An 18,936-nucleotide genomic window follows, 5' to 3' on the forward strand; every position below is an offset into this window, starting at 1 on the left:
ACTGTAATTGTTCTTATCCGTTTAGTCATAATATCCATGAAAGTTTTCGCCCTCAAAAAATTCTTACATCCCTTAACTTCGGTATTTTTTGGAACCTTAACCTCCTTAACCTTAACTTTACCAACCAACGCAGCAGAAAAAATATATTTTGTCTATGATTCATTAATTGTTTCTATTCCGGTTCGATCCTTAGAAATTTATGCAAATGAAGGGAGATTAACTCAACAATTACGTCAATATTTTAACTTAGCAGGAACAACCGAAGAAGAAAGGGAAGCCTTTCGAGAAGCCTTATCTACTCCTGTTGCCGTCAATGCTGTTGACTTATCCAGACTGCTAAATACCGATGAAGGGGAAAGAATCTTAAATTATGTGGGTAAAGTTTTTAATATTCAAGGGGGAAGAAATGGTAAATATATTATTAGAGGTGCTTTAGTCCAAGCTGCGTTTAATCCAGCCGGATTAAGCTTGATTAATTTCTTAAATAGACTCGCCACCGATGTACAAATTGATGTCAAAAAAGCCATCGAATTATCACGAGAAATCGAATTGATTGTTCAGGGGACTTACTTATTTACCGAAAAAGTAGAACAATTAGCTGAAATGGAAGCGCAACAAGATCCAGATGTTAATTATTCTCAATTAACTGATCCCCGTCAACCTGATCCGTTGGAAGTTAAAAATTATCGCTGGAATTTAGTAGATAGAAATCGCGATCGCGCATTTTATGTTGAAATGTATCAACCCCAAACATTACCCGATGAATCAGTTCCTGTAGTGGTTATTTCTCATGGGTTAGCATCACGTCCGGAAGACTTTGGAAAATGGGCTAGACATTTAGCTTCCTATGGTTATGTTGTCGCAGTTCCTCAACATCCAGGAAGTGATTTACAACAAACAAAAGCCTTTTTAGAAGGATTATCTCGACAAATTTTTATTCGGGAAGAATTTATTGATCGTCCTCTCGATATTAGCTATACCATTGATGAATTAGAAAGACGCAATGAAGGATGGTTTTCAGGTAAATTAGACCTTAATAATGTGGGGGTTGCTGGCCATTCCTTCGGAGGTTACACTGTATTAGCGGTAGCCGGTGCAACGCCTAACTTTGAACGATTAGAACAAATGTGTGACCTAGAAATAGGAGACTTAAATACAGCTTTATTGTTACAATGTCGGGCTTTACAATTAGAGAGAAAAGACTATAATTTTCAAGATGAAAGAGTTAAAGCTCTCTTTGTCGTTAATCCTGTTAATTCCGGTCTTTTTGGTAGTGAATCTTTAGGAAAAATTGATATTCCTGTCTTTATTTCTGCTGGAAGTTATGATCCGGCCACTCCTTTTATTTTTGAACAAGCTGTTTCTTTTCCTCGCTTTGAAGTCTCTGAAAAATATCTTCAATTACAAGAAGGACAAGCTCATGTAGATTTTTCTCAACTAGATGCAGGTATTGCTGATACGTTGCAAAAAACCACTAAGTTAACGCTTCCTAGTCCTCAATTATTAGATAGTTATACTAACTCAATGATGCTATCTTTCTTTGAAGTTTATATCGAAAATAATCCTCAATATCGTCCTTTTTTACAGTCAGCTTATGGGGAATATTTAAGTCAAGATCAGGAATTTAAGACTTATATTATTACTGAAGAATCTTCCGATGAATTGAGTCAAGCCATTGACCAATTTATCAGAGAGAATAATATAGCCCTTCCAGAGGAAAGGTGAAATACGATCCTTATGTTACATTGTTGGCAACTTTAAAAGAAACAAAAAATTTTTGTTAAAGAAATACTATCTTGCAAATTAATAACGATAGTATTAATTTAAGCTGTTTTCTGATCATAGATTTATATAAAAATTAGTCTTTATCATTAGAAATCTTATTCAAGAAGACCATGAATCATTGATATAGCTATACCTCATATACAGGATGTTAACAAATGTTTAACTTACAGGGAATTTTCAACAATATAATTAGTATTTTAGATAGCATTACCTTTTCTATCGGTAAGAATGAGGTCACGTTGACCTATTTTTTTCAAGTTATATTTTATTTAATTATTATTGCTATTTTAGCAAGTTACTTAAATAAAGTTTTAAGAAAAAGACTATTAAAAAGATTAATTAGTGAATATGGAATTCGTTATGTTTTTGCTAGTTTAATTAGTTATGGTGTGGGGGCTTTTTGTTTTATTATTATTTTGCAAACTACAGGATTTAATGTTTCAGCACTTACTTTTTTAGGGGGTGGTGTTGGCATTGGGATTGGGTTAGGGTTGCAAGGGGTGACTAAAAATTTAGTCAGTGGACTCAGTTTATTGTTAGAAAGAAAAATAAAAATAGGCAACTTTATTAAATTTAATGATACAGAAGGTTACGTCACTGAAATATCAACTCGTTCCGCTACAATTAAGTTAGAAGACGGATCTTCAGTAATTGTTCCTAATCGCCAGTTAATAGAAAATGAACTGACGAACTATCATTATAAAACTAATTGTGTACGTTTAAATTTATCAAACAGAGTTGACTATAATAGTGATTTAGTGTTAGTTACAGAAGTTTTGTTGCTCTCTGCTTATTCAGAAAATAATATTTTAAAAAATCCGCCACCGAAAGTGATTTTTAAAGGATTTGATGATAGTTGTTTAGAATTTGAACTCTGGTTTTGGATAAATAGCGATAACATGGGAATTCGTTTTGAAATTATGAGTTCTTTATATTTTGCTGTTGAATATAATTTACGACAACGTAATATTAGAATACCGTTAGCGCAAAGAGAATTATGGTTTAAAAATTACGAAACAATGAATTTTTTACCTATAGATAAAGCAGATAATCATATAACATTAGCCACTCATCAAGCACTGACAAATCATTATGCACAACCCGATACATTAAATTCAACTGGGTTATTGTCTATTAAAGAATTATTGAGTAAAGTAGAATATTTTAAAACCTTAGACGATTTACAAATTAGAAAATTGATTGAAATTGGTACATTAAAAGAACTGAAACAGAATGAAATTCTATTTAAAGAAAATGATCCAGGAGATGCTTTTTATATTATTTTATCTGGTTCAGTAGAAATTTTTACCGAAACCTTGAATAAAACTTTAGCTATTTTATATAGAGGTGACTTTTTTGGAGAATTAGCTTTAATGTTAGGCATTCCTCGAACTGCTAGCGTGAAAGCACAACAAGAAACCATCTTATTTTCTATTAATAATCAACAATTTGATCGACTTTTAAAAGATTATCCACAATTATGCGATCGCATTGTAGAAGAGTTAGGAAAAAACCAAGAAGAGTTATATCAACGTCGAGAAGAATTAAAAGAAAAAGGACTATTAAAAGCTGAAGAAGAAGAGAGTAATATTATTGATTGGGTTCGCCATCGTCTTCAATCTATGTTAACCTTATAATTGAATACTTTAACTATTATTTTCTTCAACAGAAGTTAAATAAGACTCAACTCTTAACTTGCGTAATTCTCGAACTAATCTTAATCCTTGATGATAATATAAAGAAATTGGAAAAAGAGTCGGTAATTGCTTCATTGAACTTCTCGCTAAACTTAAAGAGCAACCAGAAATCCTAGACAAAGTGTTAGCTCCTTCAAAAATAGCGTCATTAGTAGCAGCATTTTTTATCTGAAGTTTCCATATTTTTTTATCTAACGAAAGTTGTCCTTTTTCGATAGCTTTTAACCCTTCAATTGTCGCTAAAACTACCAAGCGATCGCCCACTGATACCCTTAACTCTTCATGAGGCATTAAAATAGAAGATTGAGATGGTTTTTGATACAAAATAGGCATAACTCCGTAACCATAAGCGATATCTGCTAATAATAATCCGTTCAAAGTATCATTAGATTCAATATAATATTCTGTCACTAAAATCGTTTGATTATTGAGACGAAAAAGAGTAATAATATTTTCTCCAAAAGCAGCACCTGCGAATACTTCTGCAGCCACTTCATAGGTTCCCACAATCTGAGCATGGGGTAAAATTTGTAGTAGATATCGTCCTAATTGTTGTCCAGCGGTACGAATGACTAAATAACAATCAGGATTAAGTTTTTTTGCAGTTAAAGCTATTTCTAAATTAAGAATTTCGTCATCAGTAAGCACTACAACACTTTTAGCAGTTTCTAAATTAGCCTGAGGTAAAATATCTTGCAAATTTCCAGACATTAAAGGAATATCTAACATAATTTCTGAAGCAATATCAGCCTTAAAAGTAATCCCTAACAAAGCTTGTTTAAACCCTTTTAATAATCTAGTGACTTCTTTACCAACTCTTCCTAAACCAATAATAATAATATGGTTTTGCTCAGGAATTGGAGGACGACGTTTAATAAATTGAAATTTAGTAGATAATAATAATTCAGTTAATAAAGCATATAAAACTCCCACAAAAGCTGTACCTGATAACGTTAATCCTAAGCTAAATAATTGCAGCCAATGGGGAATTTGTTCCATTTGCTCAAATTCTCCAAAAAGATCAGAATAGCCCCCTAATAATAAAATAACTGTAGCCGAAAAAGCAGAGAAAAAAGTTGACTGGGGATAATAGCTATGAATTAAAATTGTACCGAAAAACAACAAAATCAAGACAATAGCACCACATAACAAAGCTACCCCTCGTAAATAGTTGCGTCCTTTTCGCCATAATTGAACAATAAAATTTTTGATCCGTAAGAAAATAGGTTTTGGCTGAAAAAAAATAGAAGTATTCGTTAATTTTGAAGTGTTAGAACTCAATACATCTTGAACCTGAACATAAGTAATGAGATCCCCAGGCTCTAAAATTGTTTCAGGATTCCATTGATAAAAAGATCCGTAAAAATTTGTGGCTTGATGATCATAAGAAAGCAAAGAACGAGTACGAGTATTTAATTCATGAAGATAACGAGTATAACACCAAGGATCATTACTTTTAAGACGACGTTGAATAATTTGTAATGGTTGGCTATCTAGGGTAAAAAAGCCTTTAATATTGCTTCCTAAAGCAGCTAAAGCAAATGCTGTGGTCGGTAGTTGAGTGGGTTCGTAAGCAATAAAATTTCCTAATTGTTCTTCGAGTAAACTATTAAGATTATCTTGAGCAGAACGAACCACTAAACGAGTTTTTGGGTTTAACTGGCGTATGGCTAAAGCAGTTTCAATATTAACCTGTTCACTGGTAGTAACTAATAAAGCAGCGCGACATTTTTGGATATCAGCTTGTTGTAAAATTTTAATGTGTCGGCAATCAGCAAAAATTAACGTATCGATAATGTCTTCAATGTGAGGAATTTCCCAAATTTTTGGTCGTAAAAGTTCAATGGCAACTATTTTTACTCCAAATTTTTTAAGAGATAAAACGCAATGCTGTCCTAAACTTCCTAACCCACAGATTAAAAAGCTATCTTCTTGATGAGATGTGTTTTGGATAACAGAATGGGACAAAGCGTTGTTTACATTAAATTAGCTAATATTAATTTAATTGTAATCGTTGACTCTATTTTTTATCTTTACTAGCAGAGCGTTAATTCCCATCCTTTAACTTCTTCAGTTATCAGTAATTTTTCTTGCTGGAAGTAGTTCCGTTGGGTTGCTTGATAAATGTGTTGCATGATAACGGGTTGGTTGTCTTGCGCTGTCAAAAATGCAGCATTGAAAGCAGTATTGCTGGTGTTACCCCCTAGAATTTCAGTAGATCACAAATCTCCTAATTAAGACAATATTCTTTTGATAACTCTACCGTTTGAAAGATGAATAGATTTATTTTGAGTCGTTAAGGTAATAAATAGTAGCTAAACTAATTATCCCTCTTTCATCACTCTAGGCAGAAGAATAACAAAAGTCATCCCAAAGATAGACTAAGTAATGTAGATAGTCAACCTCATTTATTTTAGCAATAAGTCTTGGAAATCCCAATGAAAGTTGAGGAATTGGAAATACTTTCAACCACTTTAAAATGAAATTGAAGTAAAAATAAGGTTGCAAGATTAACTGCACATTATTTAGGAGAGATTTCCAGCCCTTGCCTTTATCCCATAACTCATGATTTTGAAAGGTTTTTGAAATGGGATTCACTGTGGAATTAAAAGATTCACTCAGGAGACAAATCATCAAATAAGCTGACATAATTAATTCCCACCACTTCTGAATTTGCTCGTAGTGGGTGACTCGGAAATTTGCCCATCCTAGTTCACTTTTAGATTGTTTAAATCCATATTCCACCCAAGTTCTTACTCCATAAATATCCCCAACTTCTTTATATTTAATCTCAGGAATTCTTGTCATCACAAACCAACTTTCTTCTTTAGTTATATTTTCTTTATCTCTAGTAATTTCCCAATATTGAATCTTCATTCTTTTCCCATAATCGGTAGTTTTTCCCTTCTATCTTGATGCGCTTTCCCTTGCGCCTTACGAAGGCGCGGGGTCGCATCGCTTTTTATCTCCTGTTTCATCTATCATCACTATTATCTCTTTTCTTTCTAAAATATTTAAAATAATCTCTAATCTTCTCTTTTCTAAGTCCTCTGCTTTCCAGGGAGATTCCGTCAGAAAATGTAATAGTCCTTGTTCATTTTTTAATCCCACTGCTTTTGCAATTGCTGGTAAAGTTTTTCTTTTTATATCACTTATTAGTCCCAACTTAAGATATTTAAAGGCTTCATAGGCTCTCACTTCTATAAATAAATCTCTATAGAGTTCACAGTAAGTATCAACACATTTTACTGTCATTTGAGGAGGGCGAGGCTTAACCATAGTCTCTGTCTGACTTTCAGGCTCTTTTCTTCATTATACATCTCCCAGAGTGATGAAAGAGGGATAGCTATTTAAAAGAAGGGTAGATTAACCTCGAAAAATGCAATAAAATGACACAAATTTTTAAAAAATTAAAGGTCAAGAAAAAACCCCGTCGTTTGACGAGGTAAATAACAAGAGAAGACGGTCAAAACTGTGATTAACGACCAAGCTTTTGAGAATAAGAAACGAGTCCAGCACTAACCACTTGACCATAGTTGTTGAGGCGATCTTGTTGTCCGTTGCGAGTGGGAGCCAAAAATGTATCGGTTAAACCCATTAGACATCTCCATAATTTAATAAAATCAAAAAAATAGTATAATGAAATACATAATAAATTTCTAAAAGAGGACATGAAAAGTTATACTTGGGCTTATATTCAAAAATATTCTAAACAAACAAAAAGATTATTAGGAATCGACTATCAACAACTCAAACAACTAATCGCTCTAGGAAAGCTTCTCAATCAGAACAATAAAGAAAAAATTGAAAAAACAAAAACCCGAATTAATCAATCAGGAAGTGGAAATCATCCTAAATTATCAGAAGAAGAACAAATAATTCTCATGTTAATTTATCTTCGTCATAATGTAAGCTTTCAATTCTTAGGACTTGTCTTCCAAGTGAGTGAATCAACGGCTCATAATATTTTTACATATTTGGCAAAAACTTTTTGAGGGAGAGTTACCTCCAAGTTTGTTAGAACAAGTAAAAAAGTCCCAAGACGAAGAAAAACTTGTGATTGAACAATTAAAAGATTATGAATTGATTGTAGATAGTGCAGAACAGCCTATTGAAAGACCTTTAGACTACCAAGAGCAAAAAAGATACTTTTCAGGAAAGCAAAAAAGACATACTCTTAAAAGTCAGTTTATTGTATTACCAAAAGCTGAGGATATTGTTGATGTAGTTATTGGAAAACCTGGACCAATAAGTGACATAAAAATATGTAGGTAAACTTTAAATAAATTTAAGATAAATCAAACTTTTAGTGGGGACAAAGCCTACATTGGAGAAACTCAAATTACGACTCCGCATAAAAGAGCGAAAAATGGAGAATTAACAGAAAATCAAATAGAAGAAAATAAAGCTTTATCATCTAATCGAATTTTTGTAGAGCATTTAATTAGAATAGTCAAAGTATTTAAAGTAGTTCAAGAGAGGAGAGATTTCGCTTACACAAAAATAGATATAAATCGGTTTTATTAACAGTTTGCGGATTAGTCCGCTTGAGAATTAGTTCCCTAATTTTAGAAGTAATAAAATCCTGTACATCTGGAGAAATAATTGACGTTAGAATGAACCATAGTTTTATGTCTAAATTAGATTTAGTCTCTTCAAATCCTTATTAATTCGTTTTCAGGACAATTTTTTACTTCGAGTCCAATACACCTGTTTCTATTGCTGTAACTAGGTTATAGATTTTTGGAGATGTCTAATGCAGGGATTTATTTAACAGGAAATTTAGTCATTGATTTTCCTGAAGAAGTTAAAATTAAGATGGAACCAGAAGAATATACGGTAATTGAATTAACAGGAAGTAATCTTAAGTTGAGTTGGTGTCCTATTGAAGAAGCGTTAAGTTATTTGAAAGATCAGTATGCGATCGGTACATTGACAGCTAAGATTATTACTCCGAAACCTTGATTTTGTTAATAACTATAGAGTTATTGTATAATCGAACTTGACAAAAGTAACTACAATCCAATTATGACTTTTCAACTTACTGAACAAAAATTTTATCATCGATGGAATGATAAATTAAAAAGTATATCTCAAAGTGAATATGAATATATAGATAAATTTATTACTGCTTATATTATACATAATTTTTTATATAATCTTGCCGTTGACTTAAAAGAATATGGTAGAGGGAAAGACCAGTATCCTGTAGTGGGTGCTGATAGAAAGAAAGCAACTGAAATACCAATCAAACTACTTACAGCAGAAAAAATCGTAAATACACAAGGAATTCGTGAAAACGTAGAAAAAATAAGAAAAACAGTCAGAGATGGACACTTTTACATATTTCGTGTCCCTGATCCTAACGATGAGAAGGCTAAAGATGAGAAGGTTAAAGATAAGGAGCCTATAAATAAGGAAAAAATTTGGTTAGAAAAAATAGAAAATAAAAATAGTTCCTTAGAAGAGTATACACAAGGATTTTTGGACGCAATTTACCAGATAAGGTGCAATACTTTTCATGGACAAAAAGACCTTAACAGCAAACAAGAAATAATTTTAAAGCCTGCTACAGAGATTATTATAAAGATTAATGAAATGATGTATAAAGAATTAGGTGGAAAAGAAAAAGAAGAACTTGGAATATAATAGAGAAAGATAGAAACTGCTAGATGCTTATGGACATAGGACAATTATTAGGATGGGGAACCGCAGGAATAGTAACGGTTGCTGTTGCTGGTAATACTGTAATTCCTAGTAATACTCAAGTCTCAAGTATAAATAATAATACTGTTGCTCAATTACCAGAAGAAACTCAACAACCTCGACGGTTAACCATAACAGTAAAAATCGCCGAACCTCAAGATTTAAAGGTTAGTGAAGGTTCCGAGATTAAAGCTGGTCAAATTATTGCCAGTCGTGATCGGGAAAAACAACGATTAGAGGCACAGAAAACCCAACTTAATTTATCGCTTCAAAAACTACAAAGTTATCAACCTCTGCCTCCAACGGCTCCTAATTTACCCCCTACTATCAAAGCTTTGCCACTTAATTCCTATCTCGAACAAGAGGAAATTGTAGAGAAGGAAAAAACTGCGATCACCTCCATTGAATCTCAGATTGAAGTGAAGGAAAAAGAGATAAAATATTTACAAGCTGTTGAGAATTTAGACCCCATTATTCTTGACCATGAAACGGTTAAATTAAAGCAGTTAAAATTAAAACATACAGAAGCTGTCAGAGATTATCAACTGGCGACCGGTAAATTACAAACTGCTAAAGATTCTAGAGCTTATCAAGAATATCAAGCTTCCTTAGCAACCGCTAGACGAGTAGAACAGATGAACACTGCTAGAAGTAGTTATGAGAGGCAACTGGCAGAATATCAACAACAGTTAGCAGGGAGGGAGTTTCAAGAAGCACAACTGAAGGGGAAATTAAATGAGGTTGAGAATGCGATCGCCAATCTGAGTGTGGTTAAAAGTCCTTATGATGGGACGGTACGCAGGATAAAATGGTTAGGTCAGAGTCCTGATGGTAGTTTGACGGCGGAGATTACATTGATGGTTAGGAAGTAGGAATAACAATTAAAGAAAATATGAATATTAACGATTGTTTGTTAATCTTTTAATAAATTGAGAAGAACAAGAAATAATATCAAATGGTTTGGAGGTAAGGATTCAGGTCTAGAAGTTAGGAATTAGGGAAGGAAACAAACAATTCGGATGACCGACTTTGGCTATTAATGACTTCTCGAAAAAATCAATCACCGAACGTTCTTGACGACGACAAGTTTGAATAACCGTCAATAAGTTAGCTGTTTGTTTAAATCGTTCCATGCTTCTTGAACCCCCACTAACTTTCCGTTTCGTGATGGCTAATCTTAAGGATCTTTCAGCAAGATTATTATCAGGGGGGATCTCTGGATGCTCCAGAAAATACCACCATTGCTCTGCCTTTTGCCGAAGGTTTCGCAAAAGTTTTCCGGCTTCATAACCGGCTTTAGGCTTCCATTCTTCTGTGGCTATCTTTATCTTATCTTTGAATTGTCTTGCCCAAACTTGATAACCATGCCTATTCTTATCGTTTTGCCAAATACGATAATGACGGAAAGCTTCATCAATTAATTTGAGAAAAGTTTGACCGATGGTTTTGTTATATTGACCTGGAGTTTTTATTAATCGCTGAAAGTGACGGCGTAAATGTGCCAAACATTTCTGTTGAGCAACAACAGTATAACCATTGTAAACTCCCAAATCATCACTACTTAAAACACCACCATATTCATGGCCTAACTGATCTTCTAATTCCTTACGCCCCCTAGTATCAGCAGCCCGAAACAGGCAGAAAAGTTGATTGGTAAATACCCACAACCATTCTTTGACTCCCTTCACTGGCCAGGGTGTTTCATCAACATGAATTGGGGGTTGTTCTACTTTGACCCACTTGGATAATTGTTCAACCGACGGATTAATGGCTGTTTCTACTCGTTGATTGGTGGCTACGATGGTCCCCATACCTATCTCAATTTGCCCTAACTCCCACAACATCTCTTGTTGCTTTTCATAAGGTAGATGTCCATAATTCCCTAACCATCCCAGAAAAGCTTGTAACTTCACTCCTAAATCTTGTCCTGGGACGGTCTTGGGCGACCAATTCGCTTTGGTCACTTCACCACAATGCCCACAGCGACAATGATGACGATGATATTCTACTACCTCAATGGGTTTATCTACCAGTTGTGCTACCTGCTGAGAATCAACTTTCACTGGTTCTATTAATAATTCTGTTTGACCACAGTGACTACATATTGATGGTTGCAAGATTTGAATTCTGTCAATTCTCCCAAAGCCTTTCCTTGTTTTTCCCTTATGTCCAGGTTGTCCCCCTGGTTTTCTTTTCTTATCCTTATCGTCTTCAGTTGTTTTAGCCTTCTCAGACTTTTTCAATAAGTCTGTTGATGGGGGTTTTGATGAGGTTTGGCTATCTAAATTACGACTGAGCTTTAATTTTTCTATTTCTTTTTGTAGCTGCTCGATAAGTTTCTGTTGAGCCAAGATAATTTGTACCAACCCAGATTTTGACAGTTGGTTTAATTCGTCTGGATTTAACTGTACTCCTGGTTCAGTTTGACTCATACCGTTACTTTAGCGCAGTCAGCCTGTTTGTCAATATTTGCCACCTGAATCCTTACGTTTGGAGAAAGAACAATGGCTGGGTTATTTGTTATTGCTGCGGGTATATTTAGTTTGTGTGGAGCTATTTTAAATTGGGATTGGTATATGAATCATAGAAAAGCTCGGTTCCTTGTGAGGATTTTCGGGAGAGGAGGAGCGCGTGTTTTTTATGGAGTTTTAGGCTTAGGATTAATTATATTAGGAGGGTTGTTACTTTTTGGATTCATTGAATAGTTAAGGGTAATGAATAAGTTATATAAATTGTATATTCTTGTCAAAGGCTTATATTATAATCAATCGGCAATCTACAATTTTTCTGTAACAAGTTACTATTCTAAACTTCGAGCAAAGTGATAATATGCTATCATTAACATAGTTAAATAATTAAACCTTAGATATAAGACTTTTTTAGAAAAATGGTTGACAAAATAAATATTGTAGTCGCTAAGAACTCAGATGGATATTCAGTTAATTTTCCTGAGTTAGATTCCATTGATTATCAAGACAGTTCTTTAGATGAGGTTTTGAATAGACTTAAAGAGACTTTAGAAACTCATCTGATGACTTCTGACGTTTCCCAAGGAACAACAGGAGAATCCATTTTAAACATGGTTAATAAGTATGATTTAACAGAAGAAGAACTGAATAATCTGCCTAGAGATGGTGCAGAAGAACATGACCATTATCTTTATGGAACCCCTAAGAAAAGTCAATGAAACAAATTTTCGCAGATACTTTTTATTGGGTGGCTTTAATCAATAAAAAAGATAATTGGCATCAACGAGTCATCGAAGTTACATCTATGCTTAAAAATGTTGAGATTGTGACAACAGATGAAGTTTTGATTGAGGTCTTAAATTTTCTGTCAGCAACAGTTTCTCTGAGGGGGCGTACTGTTCAATTTGTTGATGATATTATGCAGAATACTCATATTAAAGTCATCCCTCAAAATAGAGAGTCTTTTCTTCAAGGTTTAAATTTATACCGTCGTCGGTTGGATAAAGAATATAGTTTGACCGATTGTATTTCTATGACAGTTATGCAACGGTTAAAAATTAATGAGGTGTTAACTCATGATCATCATTTTAAACAAGAAGGTTTTATTATTCTCTTTGAATAGATTAAAATGTCATCTTTTTTTTATCGTTTTAGGTACTGCATTAACCTTAAGATACAGTCAAGTTCAATCATTACCAATTAATAGCGACCAATTAACAAATAACCCCCCAATTAAAAATTCTCTTCCTTGTCTTGACACCACCAATCAATGTGTTGAACAACTAACTCAACAAGCGATCGCCAATTCCTTAACCCTACAAACCCTCAACGAGAGGATAACCCTAATTAATGACCGGTTGGCTTTGATGGGGGACAGAAAAGACTACGCTGAGTCTAAACTCTGGACGAATTACCTCCCTACCTCAACCAATATTGATGGAATTATTGATCCTTTTGCTTGGATACGAAACCTTGCTGGTGGTGGGGATATGCAACGGGATAGACTGGCGATCGCAGATCTTGAAGTGAAAGCGGCCACTTTAGAAGCAGCTAGAGCAGAATTAGAAAGACAACGAGAACAAGAAAAGATTTTCTTAGGGGAAAAAGTTTTACAGTTGTTACTGGGTTATGAAGCTGCAACGAGAGAGGTTGAGTTAGTAGAAAGTCAGATTAAAACATTTGAGGTATCCCGTGAAGTATTCCGTATTCGTTACCAGTTTGGAGAAGGGACAACGGAACAATGGTTAAGTTTTGAAGAACGGGAAAATAGGTTAACTGAACAGTTAATCAAAGTGAAGACAAAACAGGAAGAAACGGTTAGGGAGTTGAGGCAATTAATTGGCATCAATTAATTTTATATCTATGGGAACTCAAATAATCGTCAATCATCAATCTTCATGAATAACTGATGATTAAAAGCTATGCCAAGAAAACCGAGAGAATTAAAACCAGGTTATTGTTATCATGTTACCATTCGTTGTAATAATCGTGAGTTTAAACTACTTCGTCATGAATGCAGAGAGGTTTTTATTTATGTTTTGAATCAGGCGATCGCTAAATATCAATTTAAACTTTATGCGCTGTGTATAATGAGTAATCATGTGCATTATTTAATTGAACCCAAACAACCAGAAGACCTCCCTAAAATTATGCACTATATCAACTGGTACACAGCCATGTGTTTTAACCGAATGTTGAATAGAAGTGGTCATTTTTGGGAGAAACGTTATTTTAGTGGGGGTTTTCCTAAAGATGATTATCAACGGGCTTTAAATACCATGAGATATATCCATGCTAACCCAAAAGCAGCAGGAGTTCAACAGGGTTTTTTCTATGATTTTAGTAACTATGGTATTCACGAACGGTTAGGGGATGACGGACTTACAGAATGGCATCCGGCTTTTTTATCTTTGGGGGAATCTTTAGATGAATGTGCCAGGAAATATAAAGGTTTTTGTCATAAGTATAAGCCTAAACCTAAGTCTGAAAAAAAGTATCATTGGGGTAAAAAGTTATTACCTAAAGTATTGAAAATAAGAGATAAAAAGAAACGTAGCCCTGGTCAAACTAAGTTACCTTGGGCAGTTGGTAGTGTATCATAAGTAGTGAAAGTCAAATTTTTTCCTAAGTTTCTATTAGAATAAGAAAACAAAGCACAAGAGGTTTTCAAATCTGACATCATTTTCTATAGTTAAGGCAGTATTTTTAGTCAGTGACGCTCAAAAATTAGCGATGGATAAAGAGTCTTTCTTCTCTTCTCGTCCCCCCTGTCCTTATTGCGGTTCCCATCAAATTTTGAAAAATGGAAGCACACATCATAAAAAACCAAAGTTTTTATGTAAAGAGTGTCGTAGACAATTTATAGAAAATCCTCGGAAACGCCAGATTACTTTAGCAGAGAAAAAACAAGTTAAAAAACTATTATTAGAACGAATTTCTCTTAGAGGAATTACTCGCACTTTAGAAGTATCCATGACTTGGTTACAGAAATTTATTAACAATTTATATCGCTCTGTGCCTCTTGAACTAAAGGTTAAAGATACATCAGACCTAGAAATAGACATAGAATGTGATGAGTTATGGTCTTATGTCAATTCGCGCATAAAATCAAGTTTATATTTGGTTAGCAATTTCCCGAAAAAGTCGTCAAATTATTGGGTTTTACTTAGGAGACAGAACTCGTAAAAGTGCGATAGAATTCTGGAATACTTTGCCAAAAACTTATCAGAACAATGGAAAATTTTATACAGACTTATGGGAATCATATTGTGGTGTAATTCCTCAAGAGCGTCATTATCCTAGTACAAAGAAAAGTGGTGAGACAACTAGGATTGAACAAGGAAGCGCGTCGAGGTTCCCTCGACAAGCGCAAGTCTTGTTTGAAAGGTTAAATAACACCTTAAGGCATCGTTGTTCTCGTCTAGTTAGAAAAAACCTATTGATTTTCACTACTTAAATTACACTACCGGGCAGTTGATGAAACCTATAAGGCAGAAATACGAGAAGTGGCAGAAAAATTCGTGGTTGCTAATGCTTATAACCCTCAAGTTGCTATGCAGTTTTTTAATGATGGTTGAGGCACATATCGGTTTTCAGTTGACCTGGCCAAGTTGGTGCAATTCAAAATTAATTATTATTAACAATTCACTTGTACTTATCTGATAACTTAAATTCAATTTTGTCTTTTGACTTTTGCCTTTTGCCTTACCGAGTGTACCAAAGTGCCAGGTATCGAACTCAAGAAAACCCCATGAATTCGTAAAAAAAGAACGGAAAATTAGGTCTTGACAAACGCCTGAAAGTCTTATATCTTACAGGTTACAAGTCTTTGCGCGAGAGAAGAGATGTAAAATGAAAATGTTGTAGAACGTCACCGAAGACAAAGAATTAAACAGAGGAAGGTGTCCCCTAGGAAGGTGTCCCGACATCCTTCGCCTATTTGCAACTGAGTAGTTCACATAGTTTCCTCCTTTTTTCCAACCGACACGATCGCAAAACTCGTTCCAGATTTTTTCATTATAGTCTTTTGTTCCACCAAGTTCATCCATATAGATTTTTTTCTGGATGCTGAAGCCAAATTTACCGTTACTGTATTTAACCCACAGTTGATCAAGAGTGCGTAGGTCGTCACAGGGGAAAGTATCAAAATCTGAGGGGTCAAAATATTGGCCTTCTTCTTTGCCAACAGTTTCAATCATCAAGCGGTAGGTTTCATCGTCAGCGTCTTTGAATTGCTGATTTTTGAGGAGTTCTTCTAGTTTTTGGTAACGAGCATTTTGTACTGTAGTAGAGAGGGACTGTAATTGATCTTCTAGTTCGGGATCAACTTGACGAGTAGTTTGTTGAAAACATTGATAAGCTAGTTGATTAGCTTCATAGTTATTTAAGTTTAATAAAGAAGTAATAAAGGGAGTAGGATTTGTCAGTTGAGCAACGTAGAGAAGAATAGTATCTTTCCACCAGGTTTCTTGATACTTAGCTAATAATAGTTGTTCTTGCTTTTCTTTTTTTATTTCAACTGATGCTAAATATTCTTGAAAATTTTTATGAGCAAATTCATAGTGATCATCAATTCTAATTAGAAGTTCACTAACATCTTCAATTTTTTTGAGAAAGGTTTTAGGAGAGAGAGAATTATCAATAGGCTCAAGATATTGTTTAAGTTGGTTGAGTAGTAAGTCTGGCTCTATTTTAGTTTGCTCTTGTTGCATCATAAACAGAGCTAATTTTTGTAATACTTGCTGACGATCTTCTACTGATTCGAGAGGCATTTCTACTTGTCTTGCTAAAGGACGGTTCCCTAGTTGTAGTTGAACAATTGAACGAAATAAATCGGTGCGTCGTTGTGGTAATTTTTTTGCAGTACAATTAACATCTAAATTGACAATCATGTTAAGGAGTAGAGGAATTTTAGCAAAGTCACTGAGGGGATTTATTTCATTTTCAATGGGTTTGATTTGAGCAATTAAATGAGAGGCTTGTCGTTGTGCTTCGTAGGGTAATGGTTCAACACTGTTATGAGTTTCCCAACTAAGGTACCATTTTTCAATAAAACGAGCTTGTTGCTCTTCGTTTAAAGGTTTAACAAACAAAGGGATTTTGGGTTTATTTTCCCCTTGATATTGATGATACCCAGCCGGACGAGAGGTAAGAATAAAATAGGCATTAGGATATTGTTTAAGTTGTTGACTAATCCATTGACTTAACTTTTTGTGCCATTCTTCTTTGACTTCATCAAAACCATCTAACATGATGAGCATTTTACCGTTATCTAGATGATTTTTTGCCCAATTAGGGGGTAATTTAAGATTATTTCCTCCAGGGAGATCCTGAAGATGATGTTTTTCGATTAAAGTAACTAAGGTGAGGTCTTTTTGATTAGCAATTAAAGACTGCCATTTTCTTAAATAAAGTAAAACAGGTAATAATTTAGGAGCTTGGTAAGGTTTTTGTTTGTAACGATTTTTAATAGTATAAATATAAGTAATATGGCGAAGTAGAGTTGTTTTCCCAAAACCTCCTTTTGAAATAATAACTAAGGAACGATAAAGCTGATCCCCTTTAGCTAATCTGAGAAAATGCCAAATACTTAATCCTTGCCGAGATTGAAACTGTTGAACTAAATTTCTCTGCCAAAAAAAACCTTGTAAAATAGGGGGTCTAAGTTGACCTTTTTCATCAGTAAAAAACTGACTGCTTAATTCAAGGGGAACAAAAACATCTTTTAATTTCGGTTTAAAGGTATTAAGTCCTTCTGTTTTATATTGTAAACAGTCATTAGCTTGACATTTTAGATATTTATCATCAGTGCCAGCTAATTGCCAGCGTATGGTTTCCGTAAAAGCTTCCCTCACCCGTTGTTGCCAAGACATCAAATTATCAACATCTTGCCGTCCTCTTTCTTCAAATACTTCTGCTAATCTTTGTAAAAAACTCTCTGTATAACTAGCCCAAATAACGGTTACTATCATCACGGGGAAACTGGCAAAAGCAGTCAACCATTCTTGTTTTAATAAAGCATTCGCAAACCATGTCCCACTACTCCCCAAAGGCATCCATTTAATTAAAGTTTGAGCCGATCCCTGAATCCATTTTTTGGCCTTCTTTTTTTCCTCATCAATAGACAAGGATGATTGTTCTTTTTCTTCATTATCTTTTGGTGAGTTGGTGTTGTCTGAAGTCATTGAGACTTATCTCCTAATAAATGGTTTTATCCTAAAAAATACTTGCTTCTAATCTGAGTGAAAATTAATGTCTAGATATTTTTTTTTCAAGACTGTCAAAAGTAGAAAAGCTATATTTGTTAAGGATGTCTTTTAGTTTAGCCAAATAATTATACTTCATTTCTTCAGGAAGATTGTTGGCAAAACGATAGATATATTCATCAACTTCTTCTGATTCAAAATATTCATCTTCTTTATGATAGTTGTTAGAATACAAGTAACCTTCTTCAAATAATTCTTCAATATCTTCCATTATTTGTATTAACTTTTCTCCTATTTCTTCTGGTAGTTTATCCCATAATCCTCTGATTGTCTCTAAATGTTTTAATAATTCCCGTTCAAATTTATTAGGATCATACAAAGTAATTTCATCAGCCAGTAATTTATCAATTTCTATTGAAACATCTCTAAATATGACTTGAGCCTGATTTTTACTGGCAAATTGACTATTAATGCTATCAAAAAAACTTTGAGGAGCAAATTTTAAAATTAAGTCAATTAGTTCCTCTTTAGTTTGAGTCTTTAAGTAATTGATAACTTTCTTGTTTTGCTTTGAATCTGACATCTTTTTGTTCCACCCCTAATTATAATTTTTCTTTCCCTTCCAACGCTGCCACTCTTCTTTCAATCTCTGTCATCCTCTGACTCAACGGGATATTATCAGCACACCCTAAATATTCTGCAATTGCACGACACACCACCTCCGTTTTAGAAGTACCAGTCTCCTCAACATAACGATCAAGTTCATTGAACAAAGATGTGGGAATTCTTAACCCCAGTTGTGACTTACTCATTGACTTTAATTACCCTACTTTTTTAATAATACTAAAAACTATTTAACAATTGCAAGCTTTTTTTCCGCAACTGCTCACGACACATAATTAACTACCCGAATCACCAGAAGACTATAACCGAAACACCCGAAACTATAGAATCATACACAGAATTAATTACCCGAATAACCAGAATAATAACTATTAGTTTTAAAAACAAATAAATGATATAAAAATATAAATAATTTCCGTAATTATTCCTATATTGTTTTTTCTTGAATTC

The 18,936-nt window shown here is 34.0% G+C and carries 16 protein-coding genes and 3 pseudogenes; 13 read left to right on the plus strand and 6 right to left on the minus strand.

Translation table 11 applies throughout. The features are described 5' to 3' along the window. The first annotated feature begins 36 nt into the window (after nucleotides 1–36). Both CY0110_RS03020 and CY0110_RS03025 read left to right on the plus strand, forming a co-directional pair. Nucleotides 37–1,725, plus strand: a complete 1,689-nt coding sequence (locus tag CY0110_RS03020) for an alpha/beta hydrolase (RefSeq protein WP_008273799.1) — start codon at nucleotides 37–39, stop codon at nucleotides 1,723–1,725. Between the two features lie 215 nt (nucleotides 1,726–1,940). Then, the gene (locus CY0110_RS03025; RefSeq protein WP_008273800.1) at nucleotides 1,941–3,422 is read left to right on the plus strand and encodes a cyclic nucleotide-binding domain-containing protein; all 1,482 of its coding nucleotides are present in this window, start codon (nucleotides 1,941–1,943) and stop codon (nucleotides 3,420–3,422) included. A gap of 9 nt (nucleotides 3,423–3,431) precedes the next feature. On the opposite strand, the gene CY0110_RS03030 is transcribed toward CY0110_RS03025, so the two are convergent. Next, a complete protein-coding gene (locus tag CY0110_RS03030; RefSeq protein ID WP_008273801.1) occupies nucleotides 3,432–5,450 on the minus strand; it encodes a potassium channel family protein in 2,019 nt (672 codons plus the stop codon). Nucleotides 5,451–5,825: 375 nt separating this feature from the next. Then, nucleotides 5,826–6,761, minus strand: a pseudogene (locus CY0110_RS28325) (transposase). Between the two features lie 392 nt (nucleotides 6,762–7,153). Between CY0110_RS28325 and CY0110_RS28330 the strand changes: the two are divergent. The 5 genes and pseudogenes from CY0110_RS28330 to CY0110_RS03065 all read left to right on the plus strand — a co-directional run bounded on the left by CY0110_RS28330 (nucleotide 7,154) and on the right by CY0110_RS03065 (nucleotide 10,060). Further along, nucleotides 7,154–7,477 (plus strand): helix-turn-helix domain-containing protein, encoded by a 324-nt coding sequence (locus CY0110_RS28330; protein ID WP_008273805.1) that lies wholly within the window; start codon nucleotides 7,154–7,156, stop codon nucleotides 7,475–7,477. Nucleotides 7,478–7,538: 61 nt separating this feature from the next. Next, nucleotides 7,539–8,009 (plus strand): annotated as a pseudogene (locus CY0110_RS30730) (transposase family protein). A 222-nt stretch (nucleotides 8,010–8,231) separates the two neighbouring features. Next, a complete protein-coding gene (locus tag CY0110_RS03055; protein WP_008273807.1) occupies nucleotides 8,232–8,447 on the plus strand; it encodes a hypothetical protein in 216 nt (71 codons plus the stop codon). 63 nt (nucleotides 8,448–8,510) lie between these two features. Beyond that, complete coding sequence (locus CY0110_RS03060) at nucleotides 8,511–9,131, plus strand: hypothetical protein (RefSeq protein WP_008273808.1); 621 nt, start codon at nucleotides 8,511–8,513, stop codon at nucleotides 9,129–9,131. A 23-nt stretch (nucleotides 9,132–9,154) separates the two neighbouring features. Continuing rightward, the gene (locus CY0110_RS03065) at nucleotides 9,155–10,060 is read left to right on the plus strand and encodes a hypothetical protein (RefSeq protein ID WP_008273809.1); all 906 of its coding nucleotides are present in this window, start codon (nucleotides 9,155–9,157) and stop codon (nucleotides 10,058–10,060) included. A 108-nt stretch (nucleotides 10,061–10,168) separates the two neighbouring features. Here the strand turns inward: CY0110_RS03065 and CY0110_RS03070 are convergent, their stop codons facing one another. Beyond that, nucleotides 10,169–11,620 (minus strand): IS66-like element ISCysp3 family transposase, encoded by a 1,452-nt coding sequence (locus tag CY0110_RS03070; RefSeq protein WP_008272619.1) that lies wholly within the window; start codon nucleotides 11,618–11,620, stop codon nucleotides 10,169–10,171. A 72-nt stretch (nucleotides 11,621–11,692) separates the two neighbouring features. On the opposite strand from CY0110_RS03070, the gene CY0110_RS03075 reads away from it, so the two are divergent. The 6 genes and pseudogenes from CY0110_RS03075 to CY0110_RS27855 all read left to right on the plus strand — a co-directional run. Beyond that, nucleotides 11,693–11,893, plus strand: a complete 201-nt coding sequence (locus CY0110_RS03075) for an immunity 17 family protein (RefSeq protein ID WP_008273810.1) — start codon at nucleotides 11,693–11,695, stop codon at nucleotides 11,891–11,893. Between the two features lie 182 nt (nucleotides 11,894–12,075). After that, nucleotides 12,076–12,375: a hypothetical protein gene (locus CY0110_RS03080; RefSeq protein WP_008273811.1), complete on the plus strand. Its 300-nt coding sequence runs from the start codon at nucleotides 12,076–12,078 to the stop codon at nucleotides 12,373–12,375. Further along, nucleotides 12,372–12,779, plus strand: a complete 408-nt coding sequence (locus CY0110_RS03085) for a type II toxin-antitoxin system VapC family toxin (RefSeq protein ID WP_008273812.1) — start codon at nucleotides 12,372–12,374, stop codon at nucleotides 12,777–12,779. The genes CY0110_RS03080 and CY0110_RS03085 overlap by 4 nt, the downstream gene beginning before the upstream one ends. Further along, nucleotides 12,733–13,509 carry a TolC family protein gene (locus CY0110_RS03090; RefSeq protein ID WP_008273813.1) on the plus strand — a complete coding sequence of 259 codons (777 nt, stop codon included), beginning with the start codon at nucleotides 12,733–12,735 and terminating at the stop codon, nucleotides 13,507–13,509. Before CY0110_RS03085 ends, CY0110_RS03090 begins: the two co-directional genes overlap by 47 nt. Before the next feature lie 69 nt (nucleotides 13,510–13,578). Beyond that, on the plus strand, nucleotides 13,579–14,259 hold the full coding sequence (locus tag CY0110_RS03095) for a transposase (protein WP_008273814.1): 681 nt from the start codon (nucleotides 13,579–13,581) through the stop codon (nucleotides 14,257–14,259). A 75-nt stretch (nucleotides 14,260–14,334) separates the two neighbouring features. Continuing rightward, nucleotides 14,335–15,095 (plus strand): annotated as a pseudogene (locus CY0110_RS27855) (IS1 family transposase); the annotation flags it as partial. 373 nt (nucleotides 15,096–15,468) lie between these two features. Here CY0110_RS27855 and CY0110_RS03105 read toward each other — a convergent pair. From CY0110_RS03105 to CY0110_RS03115, 3 genes are all read right to left on the minus strand, one after another. Next, a complete protein-coding gene (locus CY0110_RS03105; protein ID WP_008273817.1) occupies nucleotides 15,469–17,841 on the minus strand; it encodes a GUN4 domain-containing protein in 2,373 nt (790 codons plus the stop codon). A gap of 64 nt (nucleotides 17,842–17,905) precedes the next feature. Further along, on the minus strand, nucleotides 17,906–18,445 hold the full coding sequence (locus CY0110_RS03110; RefSeq protein WP_008273818.1) for a hypothetical protein: 540 nt from the start codon (nucleotides 18,443–18,445) through the stop codon (nucleotides 17,906–17,908). A 19-nt stretch (nucleotides 18,446–18,464) separates the two neighbouring features. After that, nucleotides 18,465–18,674, minus strand: a complete 210-nt coding sequence (locus tag CY0110_RS03115; RefSeq protein ID WP_008273819.1) for a hypothetical protein — start codon at nucleotides 18,672–18,674, stop codon at nucleotides 18,465–18,467. Nucleotides 18,675–18,936: the final 262 nt, after the last annotated feature.

This window comes from Crocosphaera chwakensis CCY0110 (assembly GCF_000169335.1).
GTDB lineage: Bacteria > Cyanobacteriota > Cyanobacteriia > Cyanobacteriales > Microcystaceae > Crocosphaera > Crocosphaera chwakensis.

Coding starts and splice junctions, on each gene's coding strand:
- CY0110_RS03020 (WP_008273799.1), top strand. CDS start 37: ATGAAAGTTTTCGCCCTCAAAAAATTCTTACATCCCTTAACTTCGGTA.
- CY0110_RS03025 (WP_008273800.1), top strand. CDS start 1,941: ATGTTTAACTTACAGGGAATTTTCAACAATATAATTAGTATTTTAGAT.
- CY0110_RS28330 (WP_008273805.1), top strand. CDS start 7,154: ATGAAAAGTTATACTTGGGCTTATATTCAAAAATATTCTAAACAAACA.
- CY0110_RS03055 (WP_008273807.1), top strand. CDS start 8,232: ATGTCTAATGCAGGGATTTATTTAACAGGAAATTTAGTCATTGATTTT.
- CY0110_RS03060 (WP_008273808.1), top strand. CDS start 8,511: ATGACTTTTCAACTTACTGAACAAAAATTTTATCATCGATGGAATGAT.
- CY0110_RS03065 (WP_008273809.1), top strand. CDS start 9,155: ATGCTTATGGACATAGGACAATTATTAGGATGGGGAACCGCAGGAATA.
- CY0110_RS03070 (WP_008272619.1), bottom strand. CDS start 11,620: ATGAGTCAAACTGAACCAGGAGTACAGTTAAATCCAGACGAATTAAAC.
- CY0110_RS03075 (WP_008273810.1), top strand. CDS start 11,693: ATGGCTGGGTTATTTGTTATTGCTGCGGGTATATTTAGTTTGTGTGGA.
- CY0110_RS03080 (WP_008273811.1), top strand. CDS start 12,076: ATGGTTGACAAAATAAATATTGTAGTCGCTAAGAACTCAGATGGATAT.
- CY0110_RS03085 (WP_008273812.1), top strand. CDS start 12,372: ATGAAACAAATTTTCGCAGATACTTTTTATTGGGTGGCTTTAATCAAT.
- CY0110_RS03090 (WP_008273813.1), top strand. CDS start 12,733: ATGATCATCATTTTAAACAAGAAGGTTTTATTATTCTCTTTGAATAGA.
- CY0110_RS03095 (WP_008273814.1), top strand. CDS start 13,579: ATGCCAAGAAAACCGAGAGAATTAAAACCAGGTTATTGTTATCATGTT.
- CY0110_RS03105 (WP_008273817.1), bottom strand. CDS start 17,841: ATGACTTCAGACAACACCAACTCACCAAAAGATAATGAAGAAAAAGAA.
- CY0110_RS03110 (WP_008273818.1), bottom strand. CDS start 18,445: ATGTCAGATTCAAAGCAAAACAAGAAAGTTATCAATTACTTAAAGACT.
- CY0110_RS03115 (WP_008273819.1), bottom strand. CDS start 18,674: ATGAGTAAGTCACAACTGGGGTTAAGAATTCCCACATCTTTGTTCAAT.